The organism is Streptomyces sp. AMJ-169, from assembly GCF_055597585.1.
In genome coordinates this window covers 59,773-85,001 of the sequence record NZ_JBVLTJ010000009.1, presented here as the reverse complement: position 1 = coordinate 85,001, position 25,229 = coordinate 59,773, and the positions used below count along the sequence as shown (strand labels likewise).

The following is a 25,229-nucleotide window of genomic DNA, read 5'->3' as shown; positions in this document are numbered from 1 at the left end:
CGGTGGTGCGGACGCCTCCGTCGTGGGTACGACTCACCGCGATCAGTACGACGACCCGGGGGAGGCCTCTCTTCGATGACCGGTACGCGCGTGTGGACGTCGGACGACGGGAAGCGGCCCTCCTCCTCCCGCTGGCGGGCCTGGCTCCTGGACGGCCTGAGCGAGCAGACCGCCCGCCATCCGGGCCCGCACCAGGCGCCGCCCGCCGAGCACAAGGGCCACCGCTGGTGGCGGGTGATGTGCCTGACCGGCGTGGACTACTTCTCGACGCTCGGCTACCAGCCGGGCATCGCCGCGCTCGCCGCCGGGCTGCTCTCGCCGCTGGCGACCCTGGTGCTGATCGCGCTGACCCTGCTGGGCGCGCTGCCGGTGTACCGGCGGGTGGCGCACGAGTCGCCGCACGGCGAGGGGTCGATCGCGATGCTGGAGCGGCTGCTGCCGTGGTGGTCGGGGAAGATCTTCGTCCTGGTGCTGCTGGGGTTCGCCGCCACCGACTTCATCATCACGATCACCTTGTCCGCGGCGGACGCGGCGGCCCATGTCGTGCAGAACCCGTTCGCCCCGCACTGGACGCAGGGCGGCAACCTATGGATCACGCTCGTCCTGGTGGGCCTGCTCGGGGCGGTGTTCCTCAAGGGGTTCCGGGAGGCCATCGGGATCGCCTTCGTCCTGGTGGTGACGTATCTGACGCTGAACGTGGTCGTCCTGGCGGTCTGCGCGTGGGAGGTCTTCACGCATCCCGCGCGCGTGGGTGACTGGACGAGCGCCCTGACGGCCGCGCACTCCTCACCCCTGGCGATGGTCGGCGTGGCCCTGCTGGTCTTCCCCAAGCTCGCCCTGGGCATGTCCGGCTTCGAGACCGGCGTGGCGGTGATGCCGCAGGTCAGGGGCGACGACACGGACACCTACGAGGAGCCCAGGGGCCGTATCCGCGACACCCGCAAGCTGCTCACCACGGCCGCGCTGATCATGAGCTGTTTCCTGCTGCTGTCCAGCCTGGCGACGACGATCCTCATCCCCCAGGAGGACTTCAAGAGCGGCGGCCCCGCCAACGGCCGCGCCCTGGCGTATCTCGCGCACGCGCACCTGGGGCAGGCCTTCGGGACGGTGTACGACGTCTCGACGATCACCATCCTGTGGTTCGCGGGCGCCTCCGCGCTGGCCGGGCTGCTCAACCTGGTCCCGCGTTATCTGCCGCGCTACGGGATGGCGCCGGAGTGGACCCGCGCGGTGCGTCCCCTGGTGCTGGTGTTCATGGTGGCGGCCGTGCTGATCACCCTGGCGTTCCACGCGAACGTCGACAAGCAGAGCGGCGCGTACGCGACCGGGGTGCTGGTGCTGATGCTGTCGGCGGCGTTCGCGTCCACGGTCGCCGTGCACCGCCGCGGCCACCGGCGCGCGGCCCTGGGGTTCGGCACGATCACCGCGGTCTTCGCCTACACGCTGGTCACGAACGTCGTCGAGCGGCCCGACGGCATCAAGATCGCGGGGATCTTCATCGTGGCGATCCTGGTCACGTCGTTCGTGTCGCGCGTCCACAGGGCGTTCGAACTGCGCACCTCGGAAGTGCGGTTCGACGACACGGCGCTCGCCTTCGTGGACGGCGCCACGCGCGCGGGTGCGCTCCAGCTGATCGCCAACGAGCCCCGCGAGCACAGCAGACGCGCCTACCGCGCGAAGGAGTGGGACCAGCGCGAGCACACCCCGATCCCGGGCGGCGGCCCGGTGCTGTTCCTTGAGGTGTTCGTGCGGGACTCCTCCGACTTCACGGCCGACGTCATGGTCCACGGCGACGAGAAGCACGGCGTGCGGCGGCTGCGGGTGACCGGTCCGACGGTGCCCAACAGCATCGCGGCCGTCCTGCTGGCGCTGCGCGACCGCACCAGCACCGTCCCGCACGCCTACTTCAGCTGGACCGAGGGCAACCCGGTGAGCCATCTGATCCGCTTCCTGGTCTTCGGCGACGGCGAGGTCGCCCCGGTCACCCGCGAGGTCCTGCGCCGCGCGGAACCGGACCCGGAGCGCCGACCCCGCGTGCACGTGGGCTGAAGCCGCCTCTCAGGCCGGCTTCCTCCCCCTGGGCACCGTCACCGACGTCAGCAGCGCGGCCCCCGGAGCCAGCGCCCGCCACGAAGGGCCGTGCCAGGAGAGAACGGCGATCGCGGAGGTCGGGAACTTGGTGCGGACGCGCTCCAGGGTGTCGTCGACGCCGTCGCCGGCCAGCGCGAGGACCAGCTCTTCGAGGCCCGGGTTGTGGCCGACCAGGAGCAGCGTCTCCACCTGGGGCGGCGTCTCCCGGACCACGCCGAGGAGGTCCGGCACACCGGCGTCGTACACGCGCGCGTCGAGGCGGGACGGGGGCGGGGTGCCCCATTCGGCGGCGGCCAGCTCCCAGGTGCGGCGGGCCCGGCGGGCCGTGGAGGACACGGCCAGGTCGGGCAGGCAGTCGGCCGCCGCCAGGGCGCGGCCGGCGGCGGGGGCGTCGCGCAGGCCGCGCGGGCCCAGCGGACGGTCGTGGTCGGGGACGCCCTCGGGCCAGGCCGACTTGGCGTGCCGCAGGACGACCAGGCGGCGCAGCGGCCCGTTCACGCCGCGCTCCCCACCTCGCGGGCGAGGTCCAGGCCGAGCAGCCGGTCGGCGTAGACGTACGTCTCGAAACGGGCGCCGTCGGGCACGCCCGGGTCGCGCTCCACGCGCCGCAGCTCGGCCAGCACCCCGGACATGTCCAGGTCGTCCTCCCAGGCCCCGCGCAGCCGCCCGCGCACCTCCTCGGGCACCGGGCGCGACGGCTGCCGCGCCCACTCGGCGACCCCGCGCCGCCACCGCACGAGGCTGTCGTGGGCCTCGCCCAGCACCTCCGTGCCGAGCCTCAGCGGGGCGCTGCGGCGCGCGGAGAGCAGCGCGAGGCGCAGGACCGCCGGGTCGGCGTCCCAGGCCGCCGACGGGCTCGTCACGGCCTCCACGGGGGCCACGGCGAGCCACATCCCCTCGGGCGGCACGGCACCCGCGCCCACCACATGCACCACCTGAGCCTCCCCGAGCCCCGCGCCGACGTCCCGGCTGTCCTCGAACGGGCGGGCCCCCAGAGCCGCCGCGCCGGCCCGCAGCTCCGCCTGGTCGCGCGCCCCGGTCAGCAGCGCCCACACCGGGGTGCCCTCCAACTCCAGCGCGCGCACCAGCAGATCGGCGACGACGAGGGCGCGCAGGGCGCCCATGCCGTACCCGGAGGCGTGCGCCTCGACCCGGGTCAGGCCGCGGCGGACAGGGGCGGCCGGGACCAGTCGGCCGGTACGGGCGTCGGTGATGCGGAGCACGGGGCGAGCGTAGGCGCCCGCGCGCCCTCGCGCAGTCCGGCGCCGCCGATTCCGGCCAGCGGGCCCGGAATCTCCGGCGCGCGCGGGCCGTTGAGGAGACCGAGATCCCTTTGAGAGTTTCGACGGACGGAGGCCGACGGTGTACGGCGACGACGAGACGGTCCGCAAGATCCTCACCGGCAGCGGCGACACCTGGGCGGTGGTCGGGCTGTCGGACAACCGCGCGCGGGCCGCGTACGGGGTGGCGGAGGTGCTCCAGAGATTCGGCAAGCGCATCGTCCCGGTGCACCCGAAGGCGGAGACCGTCCATGGGGAGCCGGGATACGCCTCCCTGGAGGAGATCCCCTTCCCTGTGGACGTCGTCGACGTGTTCGTCAACAGCGAGCTGGCCGGGGCGGTCGCCGACGAGGCGGTCGCCAAGGGGGCGAAGGCGGTGTGGTTCCAGTTGGGCGTCGTCGACGAGGACGCCTATGCGCGCACGCGCGGGCAGGGCCTCGACATGGTGATGAACCGCTGCCCCGCGATCGAGATCCCGCGCCTGGGCGGTGCCGAGCAGCACTGAAGCGCCGAGGCGGCCCCGGCTACGTCTCGTTCATCCGGTGATCGGCCACGCTCAGCGCCTCGTCGACCAGCCGCCTCAGATGCCCGTGCCGCAGCGCGTAGATCACCCGGCGCCCCTCCTTCCGCGTCGTCACCAGCCCCGCCAGCCGCAGCCGCGCCAGATGCTGGCTCACCGCCGGCCGCGCCGCCCCGCAGGCCTCCGTGAGCGTCCCGACGTCCGCCTCCCCCTCGGCGAGGGCGTGCAGCAGCGCCAGGCGCGTGCGGTCGCCCAAGAGGGCCAGGAGTTCGGCGGCCAGGGCGAACTGTTCCTCGCCGGGGCTGCGCGGGTGCGCATGGTGTGCAGATGACAGGTGCATGCGTGCGCTCATACGCACATAATGGGGCCGTGGACGGGGTACGTCCATCCCGCGCGCGGGATCGCGCGGCAGCGGAACCGGAGGAAGGGGGAGCCATGGGCGAACGGCACGGGCGACACGGCGAGCATGAGCCGGGGCACCACCACGCGCACGCGCGCGGGCACACGCACGGACATGAACACGGACGCGGAGAAGCCCACCAGCACTCCCAGGGGCACTCCCTCCGCCACCGCCTGGCCCACCTCCTGCGCCCCCACTCCCACGAGACCGCCGACAAGCTGGACCCGGCGCTGGAGGCCTCCGCGCGCGGGATGCGGGCTCTGTGGGTCTCGCTGGCGGTGCTGGGTGTCACGGCGGTCGCGCAGGCGGCGGTGGTCGTCGTGTCCGGGTCGGTCGCGCTGCTCGGGGACACCGTGCACAACGCGGCGGACGCGCTGACGGCCGTCCCCCTCGGGATCGCCTTCCTGCTGGGCCGGCGGGCCGCCACGCGGCGTTTCACGTACGGCTACGGGCGCGCCGAGGACCTCGCCGGGATCGTGATCGTGCTGACGATCGCGGCGTCGGCGGTGTTCGCCTGCTGGGCGGCGGTCGGGCGGCTGCTGGACCCGCGTCCGGTCGAGCACGTCGGCGCGGTCGCCGTGGCCGCGCTGGTCGGTTTCGCCGGCAACGAGTGGGTGGCCCGGCACCGCATCCGGGTCGGCCGCGAGATCGGCTCGGCCGCGCTGGTCGCCGACGGACTGCACGCCCGCACCGACGGGTTCACGTCGCTGGCCGTGCTGATCGGCGCGGGCGGCTCGGCGCTGGGCTGGCAACTCGCCGACCCCGTCGTGGGGTTGGCGATCACCGCGGCGATCGCGCTGGTGCTGCGGGACGCGGCGCGCGAGGTGTTCCGGCGGGTGATGGACGCCGTCGACCCCGCGCTCACGGACCGCGCGGAGGCGGCGCTGCGGGAGGTCCAAGGGGTGCGGGACGTGGGCGAGTTGAGGCTGCGGTGGATCGGACACCGACTCCGCGCGGAGGTCGCGGTCGTCGTCGACGGAGAGGCGACGGTCCGCGAGGCCCACGCGATCGCCGTGGCGGCCGAACACGCGCTGCTGCACGCGGTACCGAAACTCACGGCGGCCCTGGTGCACGCCGACCCGGCACCTCAACCGGGGGTGGCGGACCCGCACTTGGCGCTGGCGCATCACCTGGGGGCCCGGCACACGGCGGCGTGAGCCACGCCTTAGGGCAACTCGCGGAGAGCCAGGTGCCCTTCGTATCGGCTTCACGGCAACTCCCGGTCAGCCACGCCTCGTTCACCCCGCCACCGCGACCCCCAGCCCCTCCACCACCACAGCCCCCGCCAGCTCCCCGAACGCCTTCCCCGGGACCAGCAGCTTCCCCCGTCGCCGTCCGCTCCCCACCAGCACCCACGGCAGCTCGACCACCGCCGAGTCGACCAACAGCGCCCAGTCGGCGGGCAGTCCGATCGGCGTGATCCCCCCGTACTCCATCCCGGTCTCGCCGACCGCGGTGTCCATGGGCGCGAAGGAGGCTTTGCGGGCGCCGAGTTGACGGCGTACGACACCGTTGACGTCGACCCGGGTGGTCGACAGCACCAGGCACGCCGCCATGGCCGTCTCCCCGCCCCGCTTCCCCGCGACCACGACGCAGTTGGCCGACTGCTCCAGCAGCTCGCGGCCGTAGTGCTCGACGAAGACCGCGGTGTCGGCCCACTGGGGGTCGGTCTCGACGTACAGGATCTGGTCGGCGGGCACGGCACCGCTCCAGGCGCGTACGGCGGCGGCGACCGGGGCGACGAGGTCGTCGAGGAGGTCGGGGGCGGGGGTGGCGTGGTCGAAGTTCCCGATGGGTGCGCGCATGGCCGCACGGTAACAGCCGCCCTGCGCACGGCCGGAGGAGTCCCGGCTCCCCAGGGTGGACCGGTTTCAGCGCACCGGCGGCACGGAGACCGCCAGTGCGAACACCGCCGGTTCATCGCCCTGATTGCCGTACACATGGGGCGCGTTGGCGTCGAAGGCGGCGCTCGCGCCGGTCGGGACCCGGTAGTCGGTGCCGTCAACCGTGAGGGTCAACTCGCCGGCCGTCACGTGCACCAGCTCGACCGTGTCCACGGGATGCGGGTCGGACGCGCTGCTCTCCCCGGGCATCAGCTTCCACTCCCAGAGTTCCAGCGGCCCTGGTGCCTCGGTGCCGACGAGGAGGCGGCTGTAGCTGCCGGCGTCGGTGTGCCACAGGCGTACGGCCTGGTCGGCGGGGACGACGCGGACCTTGGGGCCCTGCTCGTGGTCGAGGAGGGTGGTGATGCTGACGCCGAGCGCGTCGCCGATCTTGACGACCGTACCGATGCTCGGGTTGGTCCGCGCCTGTTCGATCTGGATGAGCATGCCCCGGCTGACCCCCGACCGCGCGGCCAGCACGTCCAGGGTGAAGCCGCGCACCGCACGCCAGTGCTTCACGCTCCGCGCCAGGGCCTGGGTCAGCTGCTCGAGGTCCGACACGTTCCATCCGTTTCCGCAGTCCGCCGTCTGAGACTGAAGAGTCTATTTCCCCGCACCGCAGCGGAAACCGGCGCCACCTCGCGACCGGCGGGACCCGCACCGCCGCCGAGACGGCCGTCCACGCCCCCTCTGAGCCCTCCGCGGGCCCCGCCTCACCCTTCCGGGCCCTCCAGCCGCCGCAGCCCCGCCAGCGCCTCCTCGTCCAGTTCCGCGAGCCGCGCCAGCTCGTCGGGCGTCACGCCGTCGGGGATCGGCACCGGCGCGGGGGTGCGCAGCGGCGGCTGCCAGCCGTCGGCGGGGGTCCAGCGGCGGACGACGCGGGCGGGGGCGCCGGCGACGACCGCGTGGTCGGGGACGGTGCCGCGGACGACCGCCCCGGCCGCGACCACCACGTTCCGGCCGATCCGCGCGCCCGGGAGGATGACCGCGCCGGTGCCGATCCAGCAGCCGGGGCCGATCTCGACGGGCTCCATGCGGGGCCACTGCCTGCCTATGGGCTCGTGGGGGTCGTCGTAGGAGTGGTTCGTGGAGGTGACGTAGACGTAGGGGCCGAAGTAGCAGTCCCGGCCGATCGTGACGGAGGTGTCGGCGATGACATGGCTGCCGCGGCCGAGGACGACGCCGTCGCCGATGCGCAGGATCGGGTCGGGGCCCAGGTCGAGGTCGGGCATGAGACCGGCGGTCAGGGTGACCTGTTCGGCGACGATGCAGTGGGAGCCGAGGTGGATCCAGGGTTCACCGAAGACGGTGCCCAGGGGGAACGCGAGCCTGGTGGCCTCGCCGATCGAGCCGAAGCGCAGCCGGCCTGGCCGTTCGGCGGTCACCGACCCCGTGCGCCGCACCCACTCCCACCCCGCGTGGACCGCGCGCTGCGCCAGACGGCGCCGCCAGGACGAGAACGTGTTCTTGGGCTTCGGCACCCGCTCACCGTAGTCGCCGCCGTTCTCCCCCGCTCTGTGATCTTCGCCCCACCAGGTGGCGTACGGTGCCGGGGGAACGACCGACACGAGGAGACGGACGATGACGCACGAACCGCTGATCACGGCCATCGGGGGCCGGGAGCCGAAGATCGACACGGAGGCCTTCGTCGCGCCGGGCGCCTCGGTCATCGGCGACGTCACCCTGGGGGCGGGCGCGAGCGTCTGGTACGGCGCCGTGCTGCGCGGTGACGTCGAGTCCATCGCGGTCGGCGCGGCGAGCAACGTCCAGGACAACTGCACGCTGCACGCCGACCCTGGTTATCCGGTCTCCATAGGTGAGCGCGTCTCCGTGGGCCACAACGCGGTCGTCCATGGGGCGACGATCGGTGACGACTCGCTGATCGGCATGGGGGCGACGGTCCTGAACGGCGCGGTGGTCGGCGCGGGTTGTCTGGTCGCCGCCCAGGCGCTGATCCCCCAGGGGATGGTGGTCCCGCCGGGTTCCCTGGTGGCGGGCGTCCCCGCGAAGGTGCGCCGCGAGCTGACCGAGGAGGAGCGCCAGGGGCTGACGCTCAACGGGACCCACTACGCGGAGCTGGCGAAGGCCCATAGGGACCTGCACAGCTAGACAAGTTGACGACCAGGGTCGCTGCTAAGCCGCGCGGTCCGCGACCGGCTCCGCTTCCTTCTCCTGGCTCTCCTGGACCTTCTTGGCCCGCCGCTTGACGACGAGCATCGAGGTGATGCCGACCAGGACGGCGGCCACCAGCCCCAGCCAGGAGAACTTCTTCAGCCAGTCCTCGGCGACGACGCCCACGTAGTAGATGACGGCGGTGGTCCCGCCCGCCCAGGCGATGCCGCCGAGGACGTTGGCGATGAGGAACTTCCAGTACGGCATGTGCAGGACGCCCGCGAGGGGCCCGGCGAAGATGCGCAGGAGGGCGATGAAGCGGCCGAAGAAGACGGCCCACATGCCCCACTTCTCGAAGGAGCGCTCGGCGGTGGCGACATGGCCCTCGCTGAAGTGGCGCGGGAACTTCCGGCCTAGCCAGGCGAGCAGCGGCCGGCCGCCCTTGCGGCCGATGGCGTAGCCGATGGAGTCGCCGATCACCGCGCCGGCGACGGCGCAGGCGCCGAGGACGAACGGGTTGATGCCGGCGTGCTGCGAGGAGAGCAGCGCGGCCGAGACGAGGACGATCTCGCCGGGCAGCGGGATGCCCAGGCTCTCCAGTCCGATGACCAGCCCCACCACCGCGTAGACGGCGGCCGGTGGCACCGTGTCGAGCCATTCCTGGACGTGCACCGCCGGGTCCTCCCGTTCGACGACTGCGGACTTCGGCAGCCTACCGCCTGCGCGGTGAGGTGGAGCGGGCTACACCTCCGCCTCGGGTGCCCGCTCCCTCGTACCGGACGGCCGCCGCCGCGATCGTTGACGACGACACGTCAGCCCCCCTCCGAAGGGACCTCCCAGTGGCCCGCCGTACGACTCTTCTCGTCTCCGCCGCCGCGTCCGTCGCCCTGTGCTCCGGCCTTCTGACCGCCTGCGAATGGGACGGTTCCGCCCTGGACTGCCTCTCGAACGCCGACACCATCTCGGACAGCGTCACCGCGATCAACCAGGCGGGTGTTGACGCGATCAAGGACCCCACGAAAACAGATGAGTCGATCAAGACGATCGAGAAGAACATTGACTCGATCAATGCGAGCAAGGACAAGGATGACAGCAAGGTGGACAAGGCCGTCGACAACTTGAAGCAAGCGATCGAGGACTACAACCGCGATGTCCTCAAGGGTGACTCGCCGGACTCGGGAGCTGTTGATCGTGCCGCCGAGAACTTGAAGGATGTATGCACCAAGTAGTCCTACATCTTGATGTCCACCCACCCGCTCAATTCCATCAACCCCGCTGAAGCCCCCACCCACACCCGCCGCCGCCCGCCCCCGAGCACCCACTCCCCGGGCCCCGTGTCCCAGGAGGACAAGGTCCGCGCGGCGATCCGGACGGTCAACCTCCTGGACTCCCCGGCCCCCACCACCACCCGCCGGTACCCGCCCAGCACCCGCACGGCCTGTTCGACCCGCACCTCGGGCGAGGCCCCGACGTACACCTGAGGCACGGCCACCCCTTCGCGCGCCCCGGTGTTCCGCACGGTGAACGCCACCTCGGCCCCGCCCCCGGGCAGCCCCCGCGCGGCCAACTCCTCATAGGCGAAGGACGTGTACGACAGCCCGTGCCCGAAGGGGAACAGGGGCCGCACGCCGTGGGCGTCGTACCAGCGGTACCCGGTGTGGATGCCCTCCGTGTACTCGACGACGCCGTCCTTGCCGGGGTAGCGGCGCGCGTCGCCGGCGACGGGGTGGTGGGCGTCGTCGACGGGGAACGTCTGGGTGAGCCGTCCGCCCGCGTCGCAGTCCCCGAACAGCACGGCGGCCGTCGCGGCGGCGCCCTCCTGGCCCGGGTAGTACATCTGGAGCACGGCCCCGGTGCCGGCCAGCCAGGGCATCGAGGCCGCGGAGGAGGTGTTGAGGACGACCGCCGTACGGGGGTTGGCGGCGGTGACGGCCTCGATGAGCCGTTCCTGGTCGCCGGGGAGGGCGAGGTACTTGCGGTCCATGCCCTCGGTGGCGTCCTCGTAGGCGAAGAGGACGACCTGGTCCGCCGTACGCGCCGCCTCCACGGCCTCGGCGATGTCCCGCGCGCGGGTCTGCGGTGTGATGCGGCGCAGTCTGAAGAGCTGTCCGGTGTCGCCGCCGTGTGCGGTGATCCTCAAGGTGTGGCGGCCTGAGGGGAGTTGGCGGGCCGCGCGGCGGACGGTGAGGCCGTCGGGGGCGGTGGTGGTGAGCCCGCCGATGAAGAACTCGCCCCAGCCCGCCGCGCGCGGGAACAACTCGGCGCCGTCGAGCAGGACTTGGGGCCGGCTGTCCGGGGAGCCGGTGTAGTGCAGGACGAAGGTCCACTCGCCGTCGCCGGTGAACTCCCCGTCGTACGACCACTGTTCGCCCGCCGCGACCCGCTGGCCCTCGCTGGCGAAGTCCAGACCCGGGAACGGCTTCCCGAACAGGTCCTCGCCCAGGGCGTGTTCGACCTGCCCCGCCCGTGCGCGAATCGCCGCGAGCGGGCTGAGGGCGCGGTCGGTGACGACGTGCGCGCTGCCGCCGCCGCTGACGAAGGGGTAGTCGGCGCTGGCCCCGATCACCGCGACCGTCCGGCCGGCCGCGAGCGGCAGCGTCCCGCGCTCGTTGCGCAGCAACACCGCCCCCGCCTTGGCGACTTCGAGCGCGACGGCGGCCCCCGCGGCGGCGTCCCGCACCGGCCGCGACGGCGCCTCGCCGCCGAGGTGCCCGAATCGTTCGAGCACCCCCAGGACCCGCCGCACGGCCCGGTCGACATGGCTCTCCGGGACGACGCCGTCGGTGACCGCCTTCTTCAGGGCCGCGCCGAAGTACGTCCCGCCGGGCATCTCCATGTCGAGGCCCGCGGCGAGGGCGGCGGCGGTGCTGTGGGCGGCGGACCAGTCGGTCATGACCCAGCCGGTGAAGCCCCAGCGGTCGCGCAGGATTCCGGTGAGGAGGTGCGCGTTCTCGCAGGCGTACACGCCGTCGATCTTGTTGTACGCGCCCATCACCGCACCGGCCCCGACGCCGACGGCGGCCTCGAAACCTCTCAACTCGACTTCGTGCAGCGTCTGTTCGTCGACATGGACGTCGATGGTCTCGCGGTCGGTCTCCTGGTTGTTGAGGGCGAGGTGCTTGACGGTCGCGATCAGCCCCTCCCCCTGGATGCCCTCGATCTCGGCGGCCACCAGGTCGGCCGCGAGCAGCGGATCCTCGCTGAACGTCTCGAAGTTGCGGCCACCGTAAGGGGTGCGCAGCAGGTTGACCATCGGGGAGAGCAGCACGTCCTGGCCGAGGGCGCGCCCTTCGTGTCCGATCACCTGGCCGTAGCGGCGGGCGAGTTGGGGGTCGAAGGCCGAGGCGAGCAGCACGGGTGCGGGCAGCGCCGTGGCCCGCGCGGCGACCCGCACCCCGGCGGGCCCGTCGGCGAGCCGCAGCGGCGGGATCCCGAGCCGGGGAACGCCGGGGACGTATCCGGCCTGCCCGAGGGAGGCGGGGTCCGTGGCGCCGTGCAGGAGGGAGAGCTTCTCGTCGAGGGTGAGCTTGGGGAGGAGGGTGTCGACGACACTCCGGGCACCCTTGCCGACGCCCCCGACGCCGGCCCCGCCCCGGTCGTACGCATGCGCGCGCGTGGGTGACGCGAGTCCGGCGGCGGCCGTGAGGGCGCCGGTCAGCAGGGTCAGGGCGGTCCGCCGGGAGACGGTGTCGGTCACGGCTGTCGGTTCCTTCCGTGTGCCTTTGTCCTGAACGGCACTATGCGGGAGGGGGTGGTGACAGCTGGTCAGACACACCAGGGATACGGCTGAAAATACGACCGGTTCGGCCCCGGGGAGGGCGGGGCGAGGGTCACTCGGGGGCCGGTCCGGTAACTCGTGTCAACGAGCCGAAACCCGCCTGGACTCCCTGCCGGGCGTCCTCCACCACACCGGAGAGCCCGCCGCCGGAAGCCCCAGAAGGCCCGGAAGCCCCGGCCGAATCACCGTCCCGCACGGAACGGACCCCGAACTCCGGCCCGCCAGGCGGCACCGGCGGCTCGGCGGGCGGCACGTGAGGCCCGGCGGGCGGCGCCGGCGGCCGGCCAGGAGCCGGTACGACGACCCGCGGCCCGTCGGCCGGACGCCCGCCCCCGCTCGCGGGCGGCGGCACGACCACGTCCCCTCCGGCGGAACCAGGAGCCTCCCCGCCCGGAGCCCCCGGACCACCCGAGCTACCCAAACCGGCCGAACCGCCCGACCCACCGGAACCGCCCGAGTCCGCAGGACCGGAAGAGTCCGCAGAGTCGAACACCCACCGCTGCCCCGCCGACCCGTCCCGCCGCGTGACGACGACCCCGATCCCGCTCCGGCTCAGCCCAGGAGCGACGACCAGCCCGCCGCCCCGCCGCAGCAGCAACTCCCCCCGCACGGTGAGATCGAAGAAGACCTCCCCGGAGTGCACGACGCACCCCGCCAGCCGGGCCGCCCCTTGGTCGCCGCGATCGTCGGCGGCCAGGCACAAGGCAGGCGCGGCGAGACTCCGCACCAGCCCGTCCCCCTGGTACGACCACTGCTGCGAGGCCGCTCCGGAACACTCCGCGAGCACGGCGGGCACCCCGGCGGCGATCCGCCCGCCCTCGGCGTCGAGGCACAGCCCCACCCCGGCGGCCCGCAGCCGCCCGGCGGCGACCTGCGAGGGCTGCTCGACGACGACGGCACCGCCACCCCCTCCGGCCCCGGAAGGCACCCCGGAAGGCACATCGGAAGGCGCCTCGGAAGCGGCGGAGAAATCGGGCCCCCCGACCGCCGCACCCCACGTCGCCCGCGGCCCCGGCACCCCCCGGTCCCCGGCCCACCCCTTGGTGACGAGCACCCCGGCGAGCAGCACGAGCGAGACGACTCCGGCACCGGCGAGGACGGCTCGGGTACGACGGCCGGAGGCGGAACGCCGGGCGTCGGGAAACCGGGGCCGACCGTAAAACCCGTACGCACGGGGGGAGTTGGGGGACCCGAAGGAAGCGCCCGAGAAGCCGCCGAACCGATGCCGGCCACCCACCACCGCCCGCGCCGCGCCCCGCCGCGTCCCCCGCCCCGAACCCTCCGGAACCCGCGAAGCCCCCGCCGCAGCAACTCCCCTCTCCCCCACCCGCCCCGGCCGCGATTCCAGATACCGCCGGGCCCCCCACCCCAACACCGTCTCGGCCAGCAGGATGTCCAACGCGTCGTCGAAAAAGCTGAGTTGCTCGGCCGCGTGGCGGCAGTAACGGCACTCGGCGAGATGCGCGCGCACATCCGGCAGCAACTCCCGGCCCCGACTGAGCGGGACGTCCAGGAGTCTGTTGTAGAAGCGGCATTCATCGGTCGGCGCGAGTTCGCGGTGGGCGCGGACGCAGCCGGTGCGGAATTGGGCGCGGGCCGCTTCGAGGCCGGCCGCCGCGGTGAGGGTGTCGATGCCCAGCAGACCGGCGGGTATGGATATGCCTTCGGCATCGACTTCGCTGTGCCACAAGAGGCATTGGGAAGCGGCGGGCAGCGCGTTGAACGCATTCTCCGCGAGCCGCCGCCTTTCCGGTGTCCCCGCGCGTGCGGCCCGCAGTCCCCGGCCGCCGGTGGTCCGGCCCAGTTCGGGCAGCACCGCGAGCACGGCGCCGTCCCCGGCCCATTGCTGGACCAACTCCCTTACCGTCACGAGGAATTGAGGGCGCAGCGCACCGCCCACGCGACCTCGGGCCAGCCTGCCCAGCACTTCATGGAAGGCCGCCGCGGCCACGAGCCGGGCGGACTCCCCGTCGGTGGCCAGGCAGACGGCCGCGTAGTCGTGCGTGGCCCGCCAGTGCCGGGCGAGCAGGAGGGCGACGGCCCGGGGGTCCCCGCCGGGCGCGGCGAGCCGGGCCGCGAGATGCCGGTCCGAATCCCCGGGCTGCCGGCCGGGCCGGGGCGGATAGGGCGGGCGCGGCGGATTGGGCGACTGCACGGAACCATTTCCTTTCCCGTCGGCGAACCGCGCGGGAATTGCGGCTGCCGGAAAAGCAGGTGCGTGATTGGTGCGTACCTACGGCCTGTTCAGACGCATTGGCCGAATCGGACCGCCCCTCAAGGGACGCTCACCTTCGCACACGCGCCTCACAGGAAACAAGAAGTTCGGGTGACCGACGCTCAAAGACCAGGAATTCCCGCAGAGTTACCGGCAGTATCCGCGCCGGTACCGGAAAGCGCCGGGAGCGACGTGACCAACTTGTGCGCACGGCACGGCGAATGGCACACAGAATCTTCAACTCGGGTACGGAATCGCATAGTCCACCGGCAATCGGCCCGCCACCTCGGGACCGGCCGGGCCTCACAGGTTTCTCCGATCGGGCTCTCGGCGAACTCCCATCCGCGTGCGCCAGCATGGCCGCATGACCGTCCCCCACAGCGCCCCCTCCCGCGCCGTCCGCAAGGCCGTCGTACCGGCGGCCGGCCTCGGCACCCGCTTTCTGCCCGCCACCAAGGCGACCCCGAAGGAGATGCTCCCGGTCGTCGACAAGCCGGCGATCCAGTACGTCGTCGAGGAGGCCGCCGCGGCCGGCCTGGACGACGTGCTGATGGTCACCGGCCGGCACAAGCGGGCGATCGAGGACCACTTCGACAACGCCTTCGAGCTGGAACAGGCGCTCGCGGCGAAGGGCGACACCGTGCGCCTGGACGCCGTGCGCGACCCCGCGCGGCTCGCCGACATCCATCACATCCGCCAGGGCGACCCGCTCGGCCTGGGGCACGCGGTGCTGTGCGCGAGGCATCACGTCGGGAACCAGCCGTTCGCCGTCCTGCTCGGCGACGACCTGATCGACGCCCGCGAGAGCCTGCTCAGCCGGATGCTGGAGGTCCGCGAGCAGCGCGAGGGCAGCGTCGTGGCGCTGATGGAGGTCCCGCCGGAGCAGATCCATCTGTACGGCTGCGCGGCCGTCGAGGTCACCGGCGAGGAGGACGTCGTCCGCGTCACCGGTCTCGTCGAGAAGCCCGCGCGCGAGCAGGCGCCCAGCCGGTACGCCGTGATCGGGCGGTACGTCCTGGACCCGGCCGTCTTCGGCGTCCTGGAGCGCACCCCGCCCGGCCGCGGCGGCGAGATCCAGCTGACCGACGCGCTCCAGGAGCTGGCGGCGGGCGGCACGGTGCACGGCGTCGTCTTCAAGGGGTTGCGCTACGACACCGGCGACAAGGCCGACTACCTGCGCACCGTCGTACGGCTCGCCTGCGCGCGCGACGACCTCGGGCCCGAATTCACCGCCTGGCTCAAGGAGTTCGTGGCCGGGCTGGAGGGTGAGCGGGGCGGGCAGGGTGAACAGGGTGAGCGGGGCGGCGGGCGCGCATGGGAGGCGGCCTGAGTTCAGCGGCGATCCCAAGAGACGCCTAGGGGGCCACGCTCCAAGAAACGCCTGAGGGGCCCGACTTGGGCCCCTCAGCGTCGTATCCGGCAAGAATCGCTCAGCTGTTGGGGCGCAGGGTCCAGACCACCGTCATCTCGCCCGTCACCGCGCCGTCCTCGCGGCGGATCTCGACGGTGACCGGGAACTCGGGGCGGGCGCCCGCGTCGAGTTCGGCGACGACGTCGGCGGCGGGGCGGCCGAGGACCGCGGTGGCGGTGACCGGGCCCTTGGCGAGCTTCTTGTAGGAGATGTCGGCGCTGACCGCGAGGGGGACCGCGCGGGAGAGCTGGTCGCCGAAGGCTGCGAGGACGACCGCGCCGCTGGCGGACTCGCCGAGGGTGAACATGGCGCCGGCGTGCGGGCCGCCGACGTGGTTGTGGAAGGCGCCCTGGTCGGGCAGCGCGAGGACCGCCTTCTCCGGGGTGGTCTCCAGGAACTCCAGGTTCAGGGTCCGGACCATGGGCACCGTGGCGGCGAGCGTCTCGCCGAGGGACTGCTGGGTCATGGGAGTGACGTTACCCGCGAGTAGGCGGGTGTGACCAGGGGTGACTCAAGGGGACCGGGAGCGGCACGCCGTCCGAGTCGTGAGCGAACCGTGAGCGTGCCGGGGGTGGTGGCCGAAAGCGGGCCCTGCGGCACTAGGGTTTCCGCTCATGTGGCAAGGACAGCAGCCGCCCGGGGGAGAGCAGAACCCGCAGGCGCAGAACAATCCGTATCAGCAGCCGGGCTATCAGCAGCCGAATCCGTATCAGCAGCCCGGCTACCAGCAGCCCAACCCCTATGCGCAGCAGCAGGGTTGGGCGGCGCCGACGCAGGTGACGGGTCCGCAGGCCGGGTCCGGCGGGGGCAAGGGCGGCGGGGGGCGCACCAAGGTCGTCGCGATCGTCGCGGCCTCGGCCGTGGTGCTGACGGCGGCCGTGACCGGGTTTCTCGTGCTCGGCGGGGGCGACGGCAAGAAGAAGGACGAGGCGAAGGGCGGTTCCTCCGCCGCGCCGTCGGCGTCCGCCGATCCGTCGCCGAGCCCCTCGGCGTCCGACAATCGCACCGGCGAGGACGCGCAGCCGACGGTCGCGGGCTGGAAGGTCGTCGTCAACCCCAAGTGGGGCACCGCGTTCGACGTCCCGGCCGACTGGGACGTGCAGCCGCCCGGGACCGGGCAGGGCTACGAGTGGGAGGACAAGACGAAGACCTCCGGCTACGACCAGGTCCTCATGACCGGCACCGCCGACCTCAAGCCCAAGTGGTGCTCCGAGGACGACGACAAGGACGGCAAGACCGACGACCACCGGCTCGGCGTGGTCGGCACCAAGGGCGCGTCCGGGGCGAAGAGCACCGACGAGGTCGCCGTCAACACGCCCGCCTGGTGGGTGTTCGGCGGGTACACCGAGCCCGACAAGAAGAGCATCACCTTCGACAAGAAGGGCACGCCCTACACCACGGCCGCCGGGATCGTGGGCAGTTACGGGTGGGCGCGGTCGACGAACACCCCGCAGACCGGGAAGTGCGCGTCCGACGGGAAGGCGATCACCTTCGGGTTCAAGAACTCGAAGGGGGACTTCGTGTCGTGGATCCTGTGCACGGCGAAGGGGGTCAAGGACGAGGTGCCGGATGCGACGATCATGAAGATTCTGAGCACAGTGCGGTTGCATGGGGATCCTACGGAGGGGTGAGGCCGTGCTGGGGGCGGCCGGAGTCGGGGGTGCGGCCAGATCCGGGGCCGGAGTCGGGGGTGCGGCCGGAGTCGGGGCGGGAGGCGTGGGAGGTTGGTCTGATAATCGGTTTGTCAGGCTGACTTCCCGACCGCGATAGTCGGCCGGTGACCCCATCCGCCGCTCCCCGCCCCACCCTGCGCGAACGTATCCACAGACCGGCCCGCAAGAAGCGGCGCCCGGCGCTGGGGAGACCTCCCTGGCGGCGCCCGGAGTGGGCGGGCCGCAACTACTCCCTCCTCACCGCCGCCACCTTCGTCACCAACCTCGGCGCCCAAGGCGCCCTGATCGCCGCCGCGTTCGCCGTGCTCGACAGCGGCGGCGACGGCGGCGACGTCGGTCTGGTGGCGGCGGCCCGCACCTTCCCGCTGGTGCTGTTCCTGCTGATCGGCGGCGCGGTCGCGGACCGGCTGCCCCGGCACCGGGTGATGGTCGCGGCGAACGCGATGAACTTCCTGTCGCAGGGCGCGTTCGCCGTACTGGTCCTCACCGGGGAGCCGAAGCTGTGGCAGATGATGCTGCTGACGGCGCTCGGCGGCACCGCGCACGCGTTCTTCAGCCCCGCCGCCGAGGGCATGCTGCTCTCCTCCGTCGAGGGCGAGCAGGCCGCGCGGGCGTTCGCGGTGTTCCGGATGGCGATGCAGGGCGCTTCGCTGGGCGGGGCGGCGCTCGGCGGGGCGATGGTCTCGGTCGTCGGCCCCGGCTGGGTCCTCGCGGCGGACGCGGCGGCGTTCCTGGTCGCCGGTTGTCTGCGGGCGTTCCTCGACGTCAGCGGCGTTCCCGCGCGTGAGCGGACCGGGGGCATGCTGGCCGATCTCCGGGAGGGCTGGCGGGAGTTCAGCGGGCGGCCGTGGCTGTGGGGGATCGTCCTTCAGTTCTCGATCGCGAACGCGGTGGTGGGCGCCGCCGACTCCGTCTTCGGCCCGCTGGTCGCCCGGGACCGGCTCGGCGGGGCGGGCCCCTGGGGCGTCGCGCTGGGCTTCTTCGGCGCGGGTACGGTCGCCGGGGCCCTGCTGATGACCCGCTGGCGCCCCCGCCGGCTCCTGCTCGCCGGCACCCTCGGCGTCTTCCCGCTGGCCCTGCCCTCCGCCGCCCTCGCCATCCCGGTCCCGGTCGGCGCGCTGTGCGCGGTGATGTTCCTCAGCGGGGTCGCCGTCGAGATCTTCGGCGTCAGCTGGATGACCGCGCTGCACCAGGAGATCCCGGAGGAGAAGCTCTCCCGCGTCTCGGCCTACGACTGGTTCGGCTCCGTCGCCCTCCTCCCCCTGGCGATGGCCCTCGCCGGCCCCGCCGAGCACGCCTTCGGCCGCTCCACCGCCCTGTGGGGCTGCTCGGTCGTGGTCATAGCGGTGACGGCGGCGGTCCTGTGCGTGCCCGCCGTACGGCAGTTGACGCGCCGTACGACGCCGGAGCGGGCGGCGGAGGCGGTGTCGCCGCATGCGGTGTAGGGGGTCGGGCGGTACTGGACACCTCCGGCGGCCCTGGGCGTCTTCGGGAGACCCTAGACGCACCTTCTGGGGCCCTAGACACCGAAAGCCCCCTCCGGCGGCTCGGGTGACGGCTGGGCCTGGGCGTCCGGGACTGGGCGGGCGGCGCCTATGAACTCCCGCAGCCCCGGGCCGTGTTCCACGCGCGCGGGGAACGCGTCGGAGGCGGTGCGGCGGGCCAGGGCCGGGAGGTCGAGGGGGCGGTGCGAGCCGACGAGGACCGCGTTGCCGAACCGCCGCCCGCGCAGGACCGCCGGTTCGGCGATCAGCGCCAGCTCCTCGAAGACCTCGGCGAACGTGGCGAGTTGGGGCTTGAGGAAACCGAAGGGCGCCGCGTCGGCGAGGTTGGCGAGATACACCCCGTCCGCCTTCAGCACCCGCGCGGCCTCCTCGGCGTACCCGAGACAGGCGAGGTGCGCGGGGACGCGGGAGCCGCCGAAGACGTCGGCGACGAGGACGTCGTACGCCCCTGAGGGCGCGGCTTCGAGCCACGCGCGCGCGTCCGCGCAGTGGACCTCGATGGCGGCGTCCGGCAAGGGGAGGTGTTCGGCGACCAGGTCGAGGAGTCCCCGGTCGAACTCCACGACGTGCTGCCGCGAGCCGGAGCGGGTCGCCGCGAGGTACCTCGGCAGCGTGAGGGCGCCGCCGCCGAGATGCAGGACCTCCAGCGGGCGCCCCTCCGGCGCGACGACGTCCAGGACGTGCCCCAGCCGGCGCGTGTACTCGAACTCCAGATACGCCGGCTCGTCCAGGTCCACGTACGACTGCGGCGCCCCGTCGACCGTCAGCAGCCAGGCGCGGTCGCGGTCCACGTCAGGCATCAGCTTGGCGTGGCCTTGGTCGACGGGACGGGAGACGGGGACGGGCTCTGTGGTCACGGGATTCATTGTGCCCGGGGGGTCTGACAATGGGGTGCGCAGGGGGTTGACCTGGGCAAAGGGGGGTGCCGCCGGGGTGCCGGCCTGCGCGAAGAGGCCGGCGGACGAGAGGCGCCGACTTGTGTGCAGAGGCTGGCGGACGAGGGGCGCCGGCTCCCGAAAAGCCGGCGCCCCTCAACGCACCCCTACAGCACGGCCGTCACCGTCCCCGCCCCCACGGTCCGCCCGCCCTCGCGGATGGCGAACCCGAGCCCCGGCTCCAGCGGCACCTCACGGCCCAGCTCGACGACCATGTCGACCCGCGCGCCGGGCAGCGCGACGGCGAGGTCACCGAGGTCGACGTCCCCGACGACGTCCGCCGTACGGATGTAGAACTGCGGCCGGTACCCGCTGTGCAGGGCGGTCTTGCGGCCGCCCTCCTTCGCGGAGAGCACGTACACCTGCGCGGCGAACCGCCGCCGGGGCACCACGCTCCCCGGCGCCGCGACGACGTGCCCGCGCCGTACGGCGTCCCGGGGCACCCCGCGCAGCAGCAGGGCGACGCTGTCCCCGGCCTGCGCCTCGTCCATCGGCTTGCCGAAGGTCTCCAGGCCGGTGACGACGGTCTCGACGGCCGCGCCGAGCACCTCGATCCGGTCGCCCACGCGTACGGTGCCGCGTTCGACGGCGCCCGTGACGACGGTCCCGCGCCCGGTGATCGTGAGGACGTTCTCCACGGGCAGCAGGAACGGCGCGTCCAGGTACCGCTCGGGGACGGGCACGTAGGTGTCCACCGCGTCGAGCAGCGCGTCGATGGCCGCGCCCCAACGGGCGTCGCCTTGAAGCGCTTTAAGTCCCGAGACCCGTACGACGGGCGCGCTGTCGCCGCCGTAGCCATGGGCGGTGAGCAGGTCACGGACCTCCAGCTCGACGAGCTCCACCAGCTCCTCGTCGGCCGCGTCGGCCTTGTTGAGGGCCACCACGATGTGGTCCACGCCGACCTGGCGGGCGAGGAGGACGTGCTCGGCGGTCTGCGGCATGATCCCGTCGAGCGCGGAGACGACCAGGATGGCGCCGTCGAGCTGGGCGGCGCCGGTGACCATGTTCTTCACATAGTCGGCGTGGCCGGGCATGTCGACGTGCGCGTAGTGCCGGGTGTCCGTCTCGTACTCGACGTGCGCAATGTTGATCGTGATCCCGCGCGCGGCCTCTTCCGGAGCGCGGTCGATGCGGTCGAAAGGCACGAAGGTGCTGGTGCCGCGCTCGGCGAGGACCTTGGTGATGGCGGCGGTGAGGGTGGTCTTGCCGTGGTCGACGTGACCCATGGTGCCGATGTTGAGATGCGGCTTGGTGCGTACGTATGCGGTCTTGGACATGGTCGTGTACCTCGAAACTGACTCCGCGGGAAAAACGCGGGACCCCGGGATTCCGGCCGACCCTCCCCCTGCGGGGTCCGCCGGACGTTCCGGGGAGGGTCAGCTTCGGGCGCCGTCGACTGCGGCTGCGAAGTGCGGGACGGCAGCCTTCAGAGCGCCCGCGACCGCGGGCGCCGTGAGGTGGAAGGCATACCGGAACATGTCGCCGATCCTCGCGGATACTTCGGCGGGCGTCGAACGATTTTCCGTGCCGTCCCGTTCACCGTCCCCCCGGTGAGAAGCCCCATACAGCGATCCGACATGTCCGTGGGCTACCGTCACGGGATGCTCGATGCCACCACCCGCTCTGGGGGCACCGCCACGGCCACTCCCCAGGCCACCGCCACGGAGCTCACCGTCCCCGCCGTCGCCCCTGTCCCCGTGCGCTACGCGCGCGTGCTGCTGTCCCCCTGGGCCCGTTTCGCCCTGCTGGTCGTCCTCCTGGCGGCGGCGGGCGCGGGCGTGCTGCTCTTCGAGCCGCAGAAGCTGCTGGCCGACGGCTGGCCGCCGCAGCTGGGCGGTGTCTCGGCGGCGGCCGTCTTCACGGCGGCCTACGGCCTGTGCACGGTCGCGTTCGTCCCCCGCCCCCTGCTGAACGTCGCCGCGGGCGCCGTCTTCGGCTCGGCGGTCGGCATAGGCGTGTCCCTGGTGGGCACGGTCCTGGGCGCGGGCCTGGCGTTCGGCCTCGGCAGGGTGCTGGGCCAGGACGCCCTGCGGCCCCTCCTGAGGGGCCGTCTCCTGAAGGCCGCGGACGGCCAGCTGAGCCGCCACGGGATGCGCTCCATGCTGGCGGCCCGGCTCTTCCCCGGCCTGCCCTTCTGGGGCGTCAACTACGCGGCCTCGGTCTCCAAGATGACCTGGACCCCGTTCCTGGTGGCCACCGCCTTGGGCTCGGTCCCCAACACGGCCGCCTACGTCATCGCGGGCGCCCGCGCGGGCTCTCCGACGTCCCCGGTGTTCCTCCTCGCCCTGGCGTCCATCGCGCTGCCCATGGTGGCGGGGGCGGTGGTGGCGTGGCGGAAGCGGCATCACTTGCGGAAGGGGTAGTCACCGCGCACGCGCGCGGGAGCACGCCTATGGACGCCCCTGTAAGGACCTACAGGGACCGTCACTCCCCCAGCTCGTACACCTCCAGCCGCCCGCACATCCCGAACCTCCCGCGCGCGGAGGGCTGTTCCGCGTGGACGACGGCGTCGGACAGGTGGGAGAAGTCGCCGCCTTCGAGGCGATCGAGCTGGGACCCGGTCTCCTGGGCGGCGGCCAGGGCGCTGCGCTGCCAGCGCTCGCGCCACTCCGCGAGCCGGGGGCGGACCAGGGCGGCGGCGGACTCGTGGAAGGCCTTGAGAGCAGCCGGGTCCTCCCGCAGCGCCCGGTAGCCCTCCAGGGCGAGGTCCCGGCGGGTGCGGGCGATCTCCTCCTGCTCCGCACGCGGGGCGTCCGGGGGGATGCGCGTCGCGCGCGCGTAGGTCTCCGGGTCGGTCAGGTACGCGGGCGGCAGGGTCAGGACTGCGTCGCCCGCTTCCGGGAGACCGGAGTTCTGCATGAGGACGGTGATCTGGAGGTCGTCCTGGTTGATCAGACGGTGGACGGTCCCCGGGGTGAACCAGGCGATGGTGCCGGGCTCCAGGGGTGTCTCCTGGAAGCCGGACGCCGTGAGGGTCTCCACCGCGCCCCGGCCGCCGGTCACGACGTACCCCTCGGAACACGCGAGGTGCAGGTGCGGGGTGCCGCCGTGGCGGCCGTCGGGCGCGGGCCAGTCGTAGACGCACAGGCGGGAGACGCCGACGCCGCCGGGGAGTCCGCCGTATCCGGTCACCAGGGATGCACCTCCAGGTACTTCGCGATCCGGTCGCGCTCCCAGGCGCCGTCGGCGACGATCACCCGGTAGCGGCGGGTGAGGGTCTCGCCGGGCGGCAGTTCCAGTTCGTCGTGGAAGGCCCAGGAGGGGGCGACGGCGGCGAAGGGGTCGTTGCGGACGAACCAGTGTGCCGGGTGGGCACCGCCGGCGCCGCTGTGGTCGTTCTCAGGGGCGTGCGCGAAGACGAGGGTGGCGTGGCCGTCGGTGCCGTCGTGCTCGCCGGAGAGGGCCAGCCAGGGGCCTTGTGTGCCCATCAGGCCGGGGCCCTCGCCGTCGGGTCCGACGATGAGGCCGTCGCGGAAGGCGCGCGGGCCGCGCCAGAAGAGGCCGGTGTACCCGGCGAGTTCGCGTCCGGCGGTGGTCGGGCTGCCGAACAGCAGCGGCTCGGCGCGCCGGTTGGTGATCGCGCTCGTCCAGGTCAGCGCCCAGGAGCCGGCGTCGGGGTCGACGTCATGCACCTCGATCCGCCGCGCCTCGTCCGCCCACAGCGACCCGTCGTACGGATGCCAGGTCAGCCGCTCGGCGATGACGGCCCGGCCGTCGCCGGAGGACACCTCGTCGAAGCCGGCGTGCGCCATGGAGCCGACCCGCTCCGGGATCGCGAGGTAGCCCTCCCCGTGGACATAGGAGTTGCCGCCCCACAGGTTCGCCCCGGACAGGTGCGAGGCGGTCAGGGAGAGCCCTTTGTGCCAGCGGTGGTCGTTGGGGCGGTAGTCGGTGACGACGTCCCCCGCGAGCGTGCGCATGGGGTGCAGGTACGGCTTGGGCGCCTCCCAGGCCGCCTCGGGCCGGTAGACGTACGAGAACAGCTCGACGCCGGTGACGGGTTCGGTGACGGTGATGCGCTCCCCGTGCGCGTGGACGATCCTCACGCCTGCACCCCCGGTGCCCAGCCGGGCGCCCCGCCGTGCAGCGCCGTGTAGTACGGGTCCCCGGGGCCGATCTCCCCGCGCCGCACGGTCACGTCCGTGAACGCCGCCTTGTAGAGCGCGGTGATGAGTTCGAGGCTGGTGCGCCCGTCCGCCCCGCTGCTGCGCGGCCGTTCACCCGCGCGCATGCTGACGACCAGCTCCCGCAGCTGCTCCAGATGCGAACTGGGCACGTCCGCCCCGAAGTCGGCCCACGCGGCGGCCTCCTCCTCGGGCACGCCCGGCGCCGGGACGATGCTCCAGTTGGCGTTGGAGTGCCCGTACAGATGGGTCAGTTCGACGGTCGCGCGCTCGCAGTCGATGCGGATGCGGCTGACCTCGTCCGGGCTGAGCACACTGTTGACGACGGTCGCGAGCGCGCCGCTTTCGAAGCGCAGCAGGGCGGTGGAGACGTCCTCGGTCTCGACGTCATGGACGAGCCGCCCCGCCATGGCGCGCACCTCGCTCCACGGCCCGAGCAGGTCGAGCAGCAGGTCCATCTGGTGGATGCCGTGCCCCATCGCGGGCCCGCCGCCCTCGGTGGCCCACTTCCCGCGCCAGGGCACGGCGTAGTAGGCGGTGTCCCGGTGCCAGGTGGTCTGGCAATGCGCGACCAGCGGCCGGCCGAGCGCGCCCTCGGCGAGCAGCCGGCGGATGTGCCGGGAGCCAGAACCGAAACGGTGCTGGAAAACGATGGAGGAGTATGGACCTCCTGTCGCACCTTCCTCAGCCTCGACGGCGGCGTAGTCGGCCAGTGTCGGCACCGGCGGCTTCTCGCACCACACCCAGGCCCCCGCCCGCAGCGCGGCCACGCTCTGCTCGCGGTGCAGGGTGGGCGGGGTGCAGATGGTCACGAGGTCCGGCTTCCGCTCGGCGAGCATCAGCCCCAGATCCGTGTAGGCGTGCGGTACGCCGCCTTCGGCGCAGAACTTCTCCACCGCCCCCGAGTCGATGTCGACGGCCGCGACGACCTCGGTCTCCCCCTCCGCGGCCAGCTGCTGGAGCGCGGGCAGATGCGACCCGCGCGCGATGACACCGGTCCCGATGACAGCCGCGCGGATACGCCGCCCGGCGAGCGGAGCAAGGGAGGCGGGAGATGCGAGGGGTACGGAAGAAGCCGGAGGCGGAGAGGAAGGGGGAGGAGCGGAAGGGGACATGGGCGGGATCAGCACTCCTCCGGTCGTACAGGCGGCGCCGGCCTGCGGCTGACGTCGGCGACAACCCACAGCAAGCGCTTTCTCTCAGCAGCAACGTAAGCGGGGGCGGCGGGGTGGGTCAACAGGTGGATATCGGTCGGGAGGGATGGCCGTACGGCCGGATCGGGGGCCGCTGTGCCGGGGACTG

24 protein-coding genes are annotated in these 25,229 nt (G+C 73.0%); 9 read left to right on the top strand and 15 right to left on the bottom strand.

From position 1 onward, the window contains the following. Positions 1-75: 75 nt before the first annotated feature. Entirely contained in the window at positions 76-2,049 is a 1,974-nt protein-coding gene (locus ACYUD3_RS22660; RefSeq protein WP_470972667.1) for an APC family permease, read from the top strand. Between the two features lie 9 nt (positions 2,050-2,058). Here ACYUD3_RS22660 and ACYUD3_RS22655 read toward each other — a convergent pair whose 3' ends face one another. After that, the gene (locus ACYUD3_RS22655) at positions 2,059-2,589 is read right to left on the bottom strand and encodes a SixA phosphatase family protein (RefSeq protein ID WP_470972665.1); all 531 of its coding nucleotides are present in this window, start codon (positions 2,587-2,589) and stop codon (positions 2,059-2,061) included. After that, the gene (locus ACYUD3_RS22650) at positions 2,586-3,314 is read right to left on the bottom strand and encodes a hypothetical protein (RefSeq protein WP_470972663.1); all 729 of its coding nucleotides are present in this window, start codon (positions 3,312-3,314) and stop codon (positions 2,586-2,588) included. Before ACYUD3_RS22650 ends, ACYUD3_RS22655 begins: the two co-directional genes overlap by 4 nt. 139 nt (positions 3,315-3,453) lie before the next feature. Between ACYUD3_RS22650 and ACYUD3_RS22645 the strand changes: the two genes are divergently transcribed. Then, positions 3,454-3,876: a CoA-binding protein gene (locus tag ACYUD3_RS22645; protein ID WP_470972661.1), complete on the top strand. Its 423-nt coding sequence runs from the start codon at positions 3,454-3,456 to the stop codon at positions 3,874-3,876. A 19-nt stretch (positions 3,877-3,895) separates the two neighbouring features. On the opposite strand, the gene ACYUD3_RS22640 is transcribed toward ACYUD3_RS22645, so the two are convergent. Continuing rightward, complete coding sequence (locus ACYUD3_RS22640) at positions 3,896-4,243, bottom strand: ArsR/SmtB family transcription factor (RefSeq protein WP_470972659.1); 348 nt, start codon at positions 4,241-4,243, stop codon at positions 3,896-3,898. Between the two features lie 83 nt (positions 4,244-4,326). Between ACYUD3_RS22640 and ACYUD3_RS22635 the strand changes: the two genes are divergently transcribed. Next, positions 4,327-5,448 (top strand): cation diffusion facilitator family transporter, encoded by a 1,122-nt coding sequence (locus ACYUD3_RS22635; RefSeq protein ID WP_470972657.1) that lies wholly within the window; start codon positions 4,327-4,329, stop codon positions 5,446-5,448. Positions 5,449-5,529: 81 nt separating this feature from the next. Here the strand turns inward: ACYUD3_RS22635 and ACYUD3_RS22630 are convergent, their stop codons facing one another. The 3 genes from ACYUD3_RS22630 to ACYUD3_RS22620 form a co-directional block, all read right to left on the bottom strand. Continuing rightward, positions 5,530-6,096: a YbaK/EbsC family protein gene (locus ACYUD3_RS22630; RefSeq protein ID WP_470972655.1), complete on the bottom strand. Its 567-nt coding sequence runs from the start codon at positions 6,094-6,096 to the stop codon at positions 5,530-5,532. Between the two features lie 66 nt (positions 6,097-6,162). Continuing rightward, positions 6,163-6,735 carry a helix-turn-helix domain-containing protein gene (locus tag ACYUD3_RS22625; protein ID WP_470972653.1) on the bottom strand — a complete coding sequence of 191 codons (573 nt, stop codon included), beginning with the start codon at positions 6,733-6,735 and terminating at the stop codon, positions 6,163-6,165. Positions 6,736-6,887: 152 nt separating this feature from the next. Further along, on the bottom strand, positions 6,888-7,655 hold the full coding sequence (locus tag ACYUD3_RS22620) for an acyltransferase (RefSeq protein WP_470972651.1): 768 nt from the start codon (positions 7,653-7,655) through the stop codon (positions 6,888-6,890). Between the two features lie 100 nt (positions 7,656-7,755). On the opposite strand from ACYUD3_RS22620, the gene ACYUD3_RS22615 reads away from it, so the two are divergent. Beyond that, entirely contained in the window at positions 7,756-8,283 is a 528-nt protein-coding gene (locus tag ACYUD3_RS22615; RefSeq protein WP_470972649.1) for a gamma carbonic anhydrase family protein, read from the top strand. Between the two features lie 24 nt (positions 8,284-8,307). Here the strand turns inward: ACYUD3_RS22615 and ACYUD3_RS22610 are convergent, their stop codons facing one another. Beyond that, complete coding sequence (locus ACYUD3_RS22610) at positions 8,308-8,958, bottom strand: DedA family protein (RefSeq protein ID WP_470972647.1); 651 nt, start codon at positions 8,956-8,958, stop codon at positions 8,308-8,310. A gap of 167 nt (positions 8,959-9,125) precedes the next feature. On the opposite strand from ACYUD3_RS22610, the gene ACYUD3_RS22605 reads away from it, so the two are divergent. Further along, positions 9,126-9,515 (top strand): hypothetical protein, encoded by a 390-nt coding sequence (locus tag ACYUD3_RS22605; protein ID WP_470972645.1) that lies wholly within the window; start codon positions 9,126-9,128, stop codon positions 9,513-9,515. 2 nt (positions 9,516-9,517) lie between these two features. Here the strand turns inward: ACYUD3_RS22605 and ACYUD3_RS22600 are convergent, their stop codons facing one another. Together ACYUD3_RS22600 and ACYUD3_RS22595 are read right to left on the bottom strand one after the other, a co-directional pair. Next, the gene (locus ACYUD3_RS22600) at positions 9,518-11,983 is read right to left on the bottom strand and encodes a beta-glucosidase (RefSeq protein WP_470972643.1); all 2,466 of its coding nucleotides are present in this window, start codon (positions 11,981-11,983) and stop codon (positions 9,518-9,520) included. Between the two features lie 133 nt (positions 11,984-12,116). After that, positions 12,117-14,219 (bottom strand): RICIN domain-containing protein, encoded by a 2,103-nt coding sequence (locus tag ACYUD3_RS22595; RefSeq protein WP_470972641.1) that lies wholly within the window; start codon positions 14,217-14,219, stop codon positions 12,117-12,119. A gap of 424 nt (positions 14,220-14,643) precedes the next feature. On the opposite strand from ACYUD3_RS22595, the gene galU reads away from it, so the two are divergent. Beyond that, positions 14,644-15,609, top strand: coding sequence for a UTP--glucose-1-phosphate uridylyltransferase GalU (gene galU / locus ACYUD3_RS22590; protein ID WP_470972639.1), 966 nt, complete (start codon positions 14,644-14,646; stop codon positions 15,607-15,609). A gap of 100 nt (positions 15,610-15,709) precedes the next feature. On the opposite strand, the gene ACYUD3_RS22585 is transcribed toward galU, so the two are convergent. Continuing rightward, on the bottom strand, positions 15,710-16,156 hold the full coding sequence (locus tag ACYUD3_RS22585) for a DUF4442 domain-containing protein (RefSeq protein WP_470972637.1): 447 nt from the start codon (positions 16,154-16,156) through the stop codon (positions 15,710-15,712). Between the two features lie 148 nt (positions 16,157-16,304). On the opposite strand from ACYUD3_RS22585, the gene ACYUD3_RS22580 reads away from it, so the two are divergent. Then, positions 16,305-17,321 carry a DUF8017 domain-containing protein gene (locus ACYUD3_RS22580; RefSeq protein WP_470972635.1) on the top strand — a complete coding sequence of 339 codons (1,017 nt, stop codon included), beginning with the start codon at positions 16,305-16,307 and terminating at the stop codon, positions 17,319-17,321. Positions 17,322-17,545: 224 nt separating this feature from the next. After that, complete coding sequence (locus ACYUD3_RS22575) at positions 17,546-18,808, top strand: MFS transporter (RefSeq protein WP_470973229.1); 1,263 nt, start codon at positions 17,546-17,548, stop codon at positions 18,806-18,808. A gap of 74 nt (positions 18,809-18,882) precedes the next feature. Here ACYUD3_RS22575 and ACYUD3_RS22570 read toward each other — a convergent pair whose 3' ends face one another. After that, positions 18,883-19,734, bottom strand: coding sequence for a spermidine synthase (locus ACYUD3_RS22570; RefSeq protein WP_470972633.1), 852 nt, complete (start codon positions 19,732-19,734; stop codon positions 18,883-18,885). 176 nt (positions 19,735-19,910) lie between these two features. Next, complete coding sequence (tuf, locus tag ACYUD3_RS22565; protein WP_470972632.1) at positions 19,911-21,080, bottom strand: elongation factor Tu; 1,170 nt, start codon at positions 21,078-21,080, stop codon at positions 19,911-19,913. A 324-nt stretch (positions 21,081-21,404) separates the two neighbouring features. Here tuf and ACYUD3_RS22560 point away from each other — a divergent pair, with 324 nt between their 5' ends. Continuing rightward, positions 21,405-22,166, top strand: a complete 762-nt coding sequence (locus ACYUD3_RS22560) for a TVP38/TMEM64 family protein (RefSeq protein ID WP_470972630.1) — start codon at positions 21,405-21,407, stop codon at positions 22,164-22,166. A 61-nt stretch (positions 22,167-22,227) separates the two neighbouring features. Here the strand turns inward: ACYUD3_RS22560 and ACYUD3_RS22555 are convergent, their stop codons facing one another. The 3 genes from ACYUD3_RS22555 to ACYUD3_RS22545 are packed head-to-tail and all read right to left on the bottom strand — an operon-like array spanning position 22,228 to position 25,042. Continuing rightward, positions 22,228-22,938 carry a cupin domain-containing protein gene (locus tag ACYUD3_RS22555; RefSeq protein ID WP_470973226.1) on the bottom strand — a complete coding sequence of 237 codons (711 nt, stop codon included), beginning with the start codon at positions 22,936-22,938 and terminating at the stop codon, positions 22,228-22,230. Further along, complete coding sequence (locus ACYUD3_RS22550) at positions 22,932-23,849, bottom strand: DUF6807 domain-containing protein (RefSeq protein ID WP_470972628.1); 918 nt, start codon at positions 23,847-23,849, stop codon at positions 22,932-22,934. Before ACYUD3_RS22550 ends, ACYUD3_RS22555 begins: the two co-directional genes overlap by 7 nt. Further along, positions 23,846-25,042, bottom strand: a complete 1,197-nt coding sequence (locus tag ACYUD3_RS22545; protein ID WP_470972626.1) for a Gfo/Idh/MocA family protein — start codon at positions 25,040-25,042, stop codon at positions 23,846-23,848. Before ACYUD3_RS22545 ends, ACYUD3_RS22550 begins: the two co-directional genes overlap by 4 nt. Between the last annotated feature and the right edge of the window lie 187 nt (positions 25,043-25,229).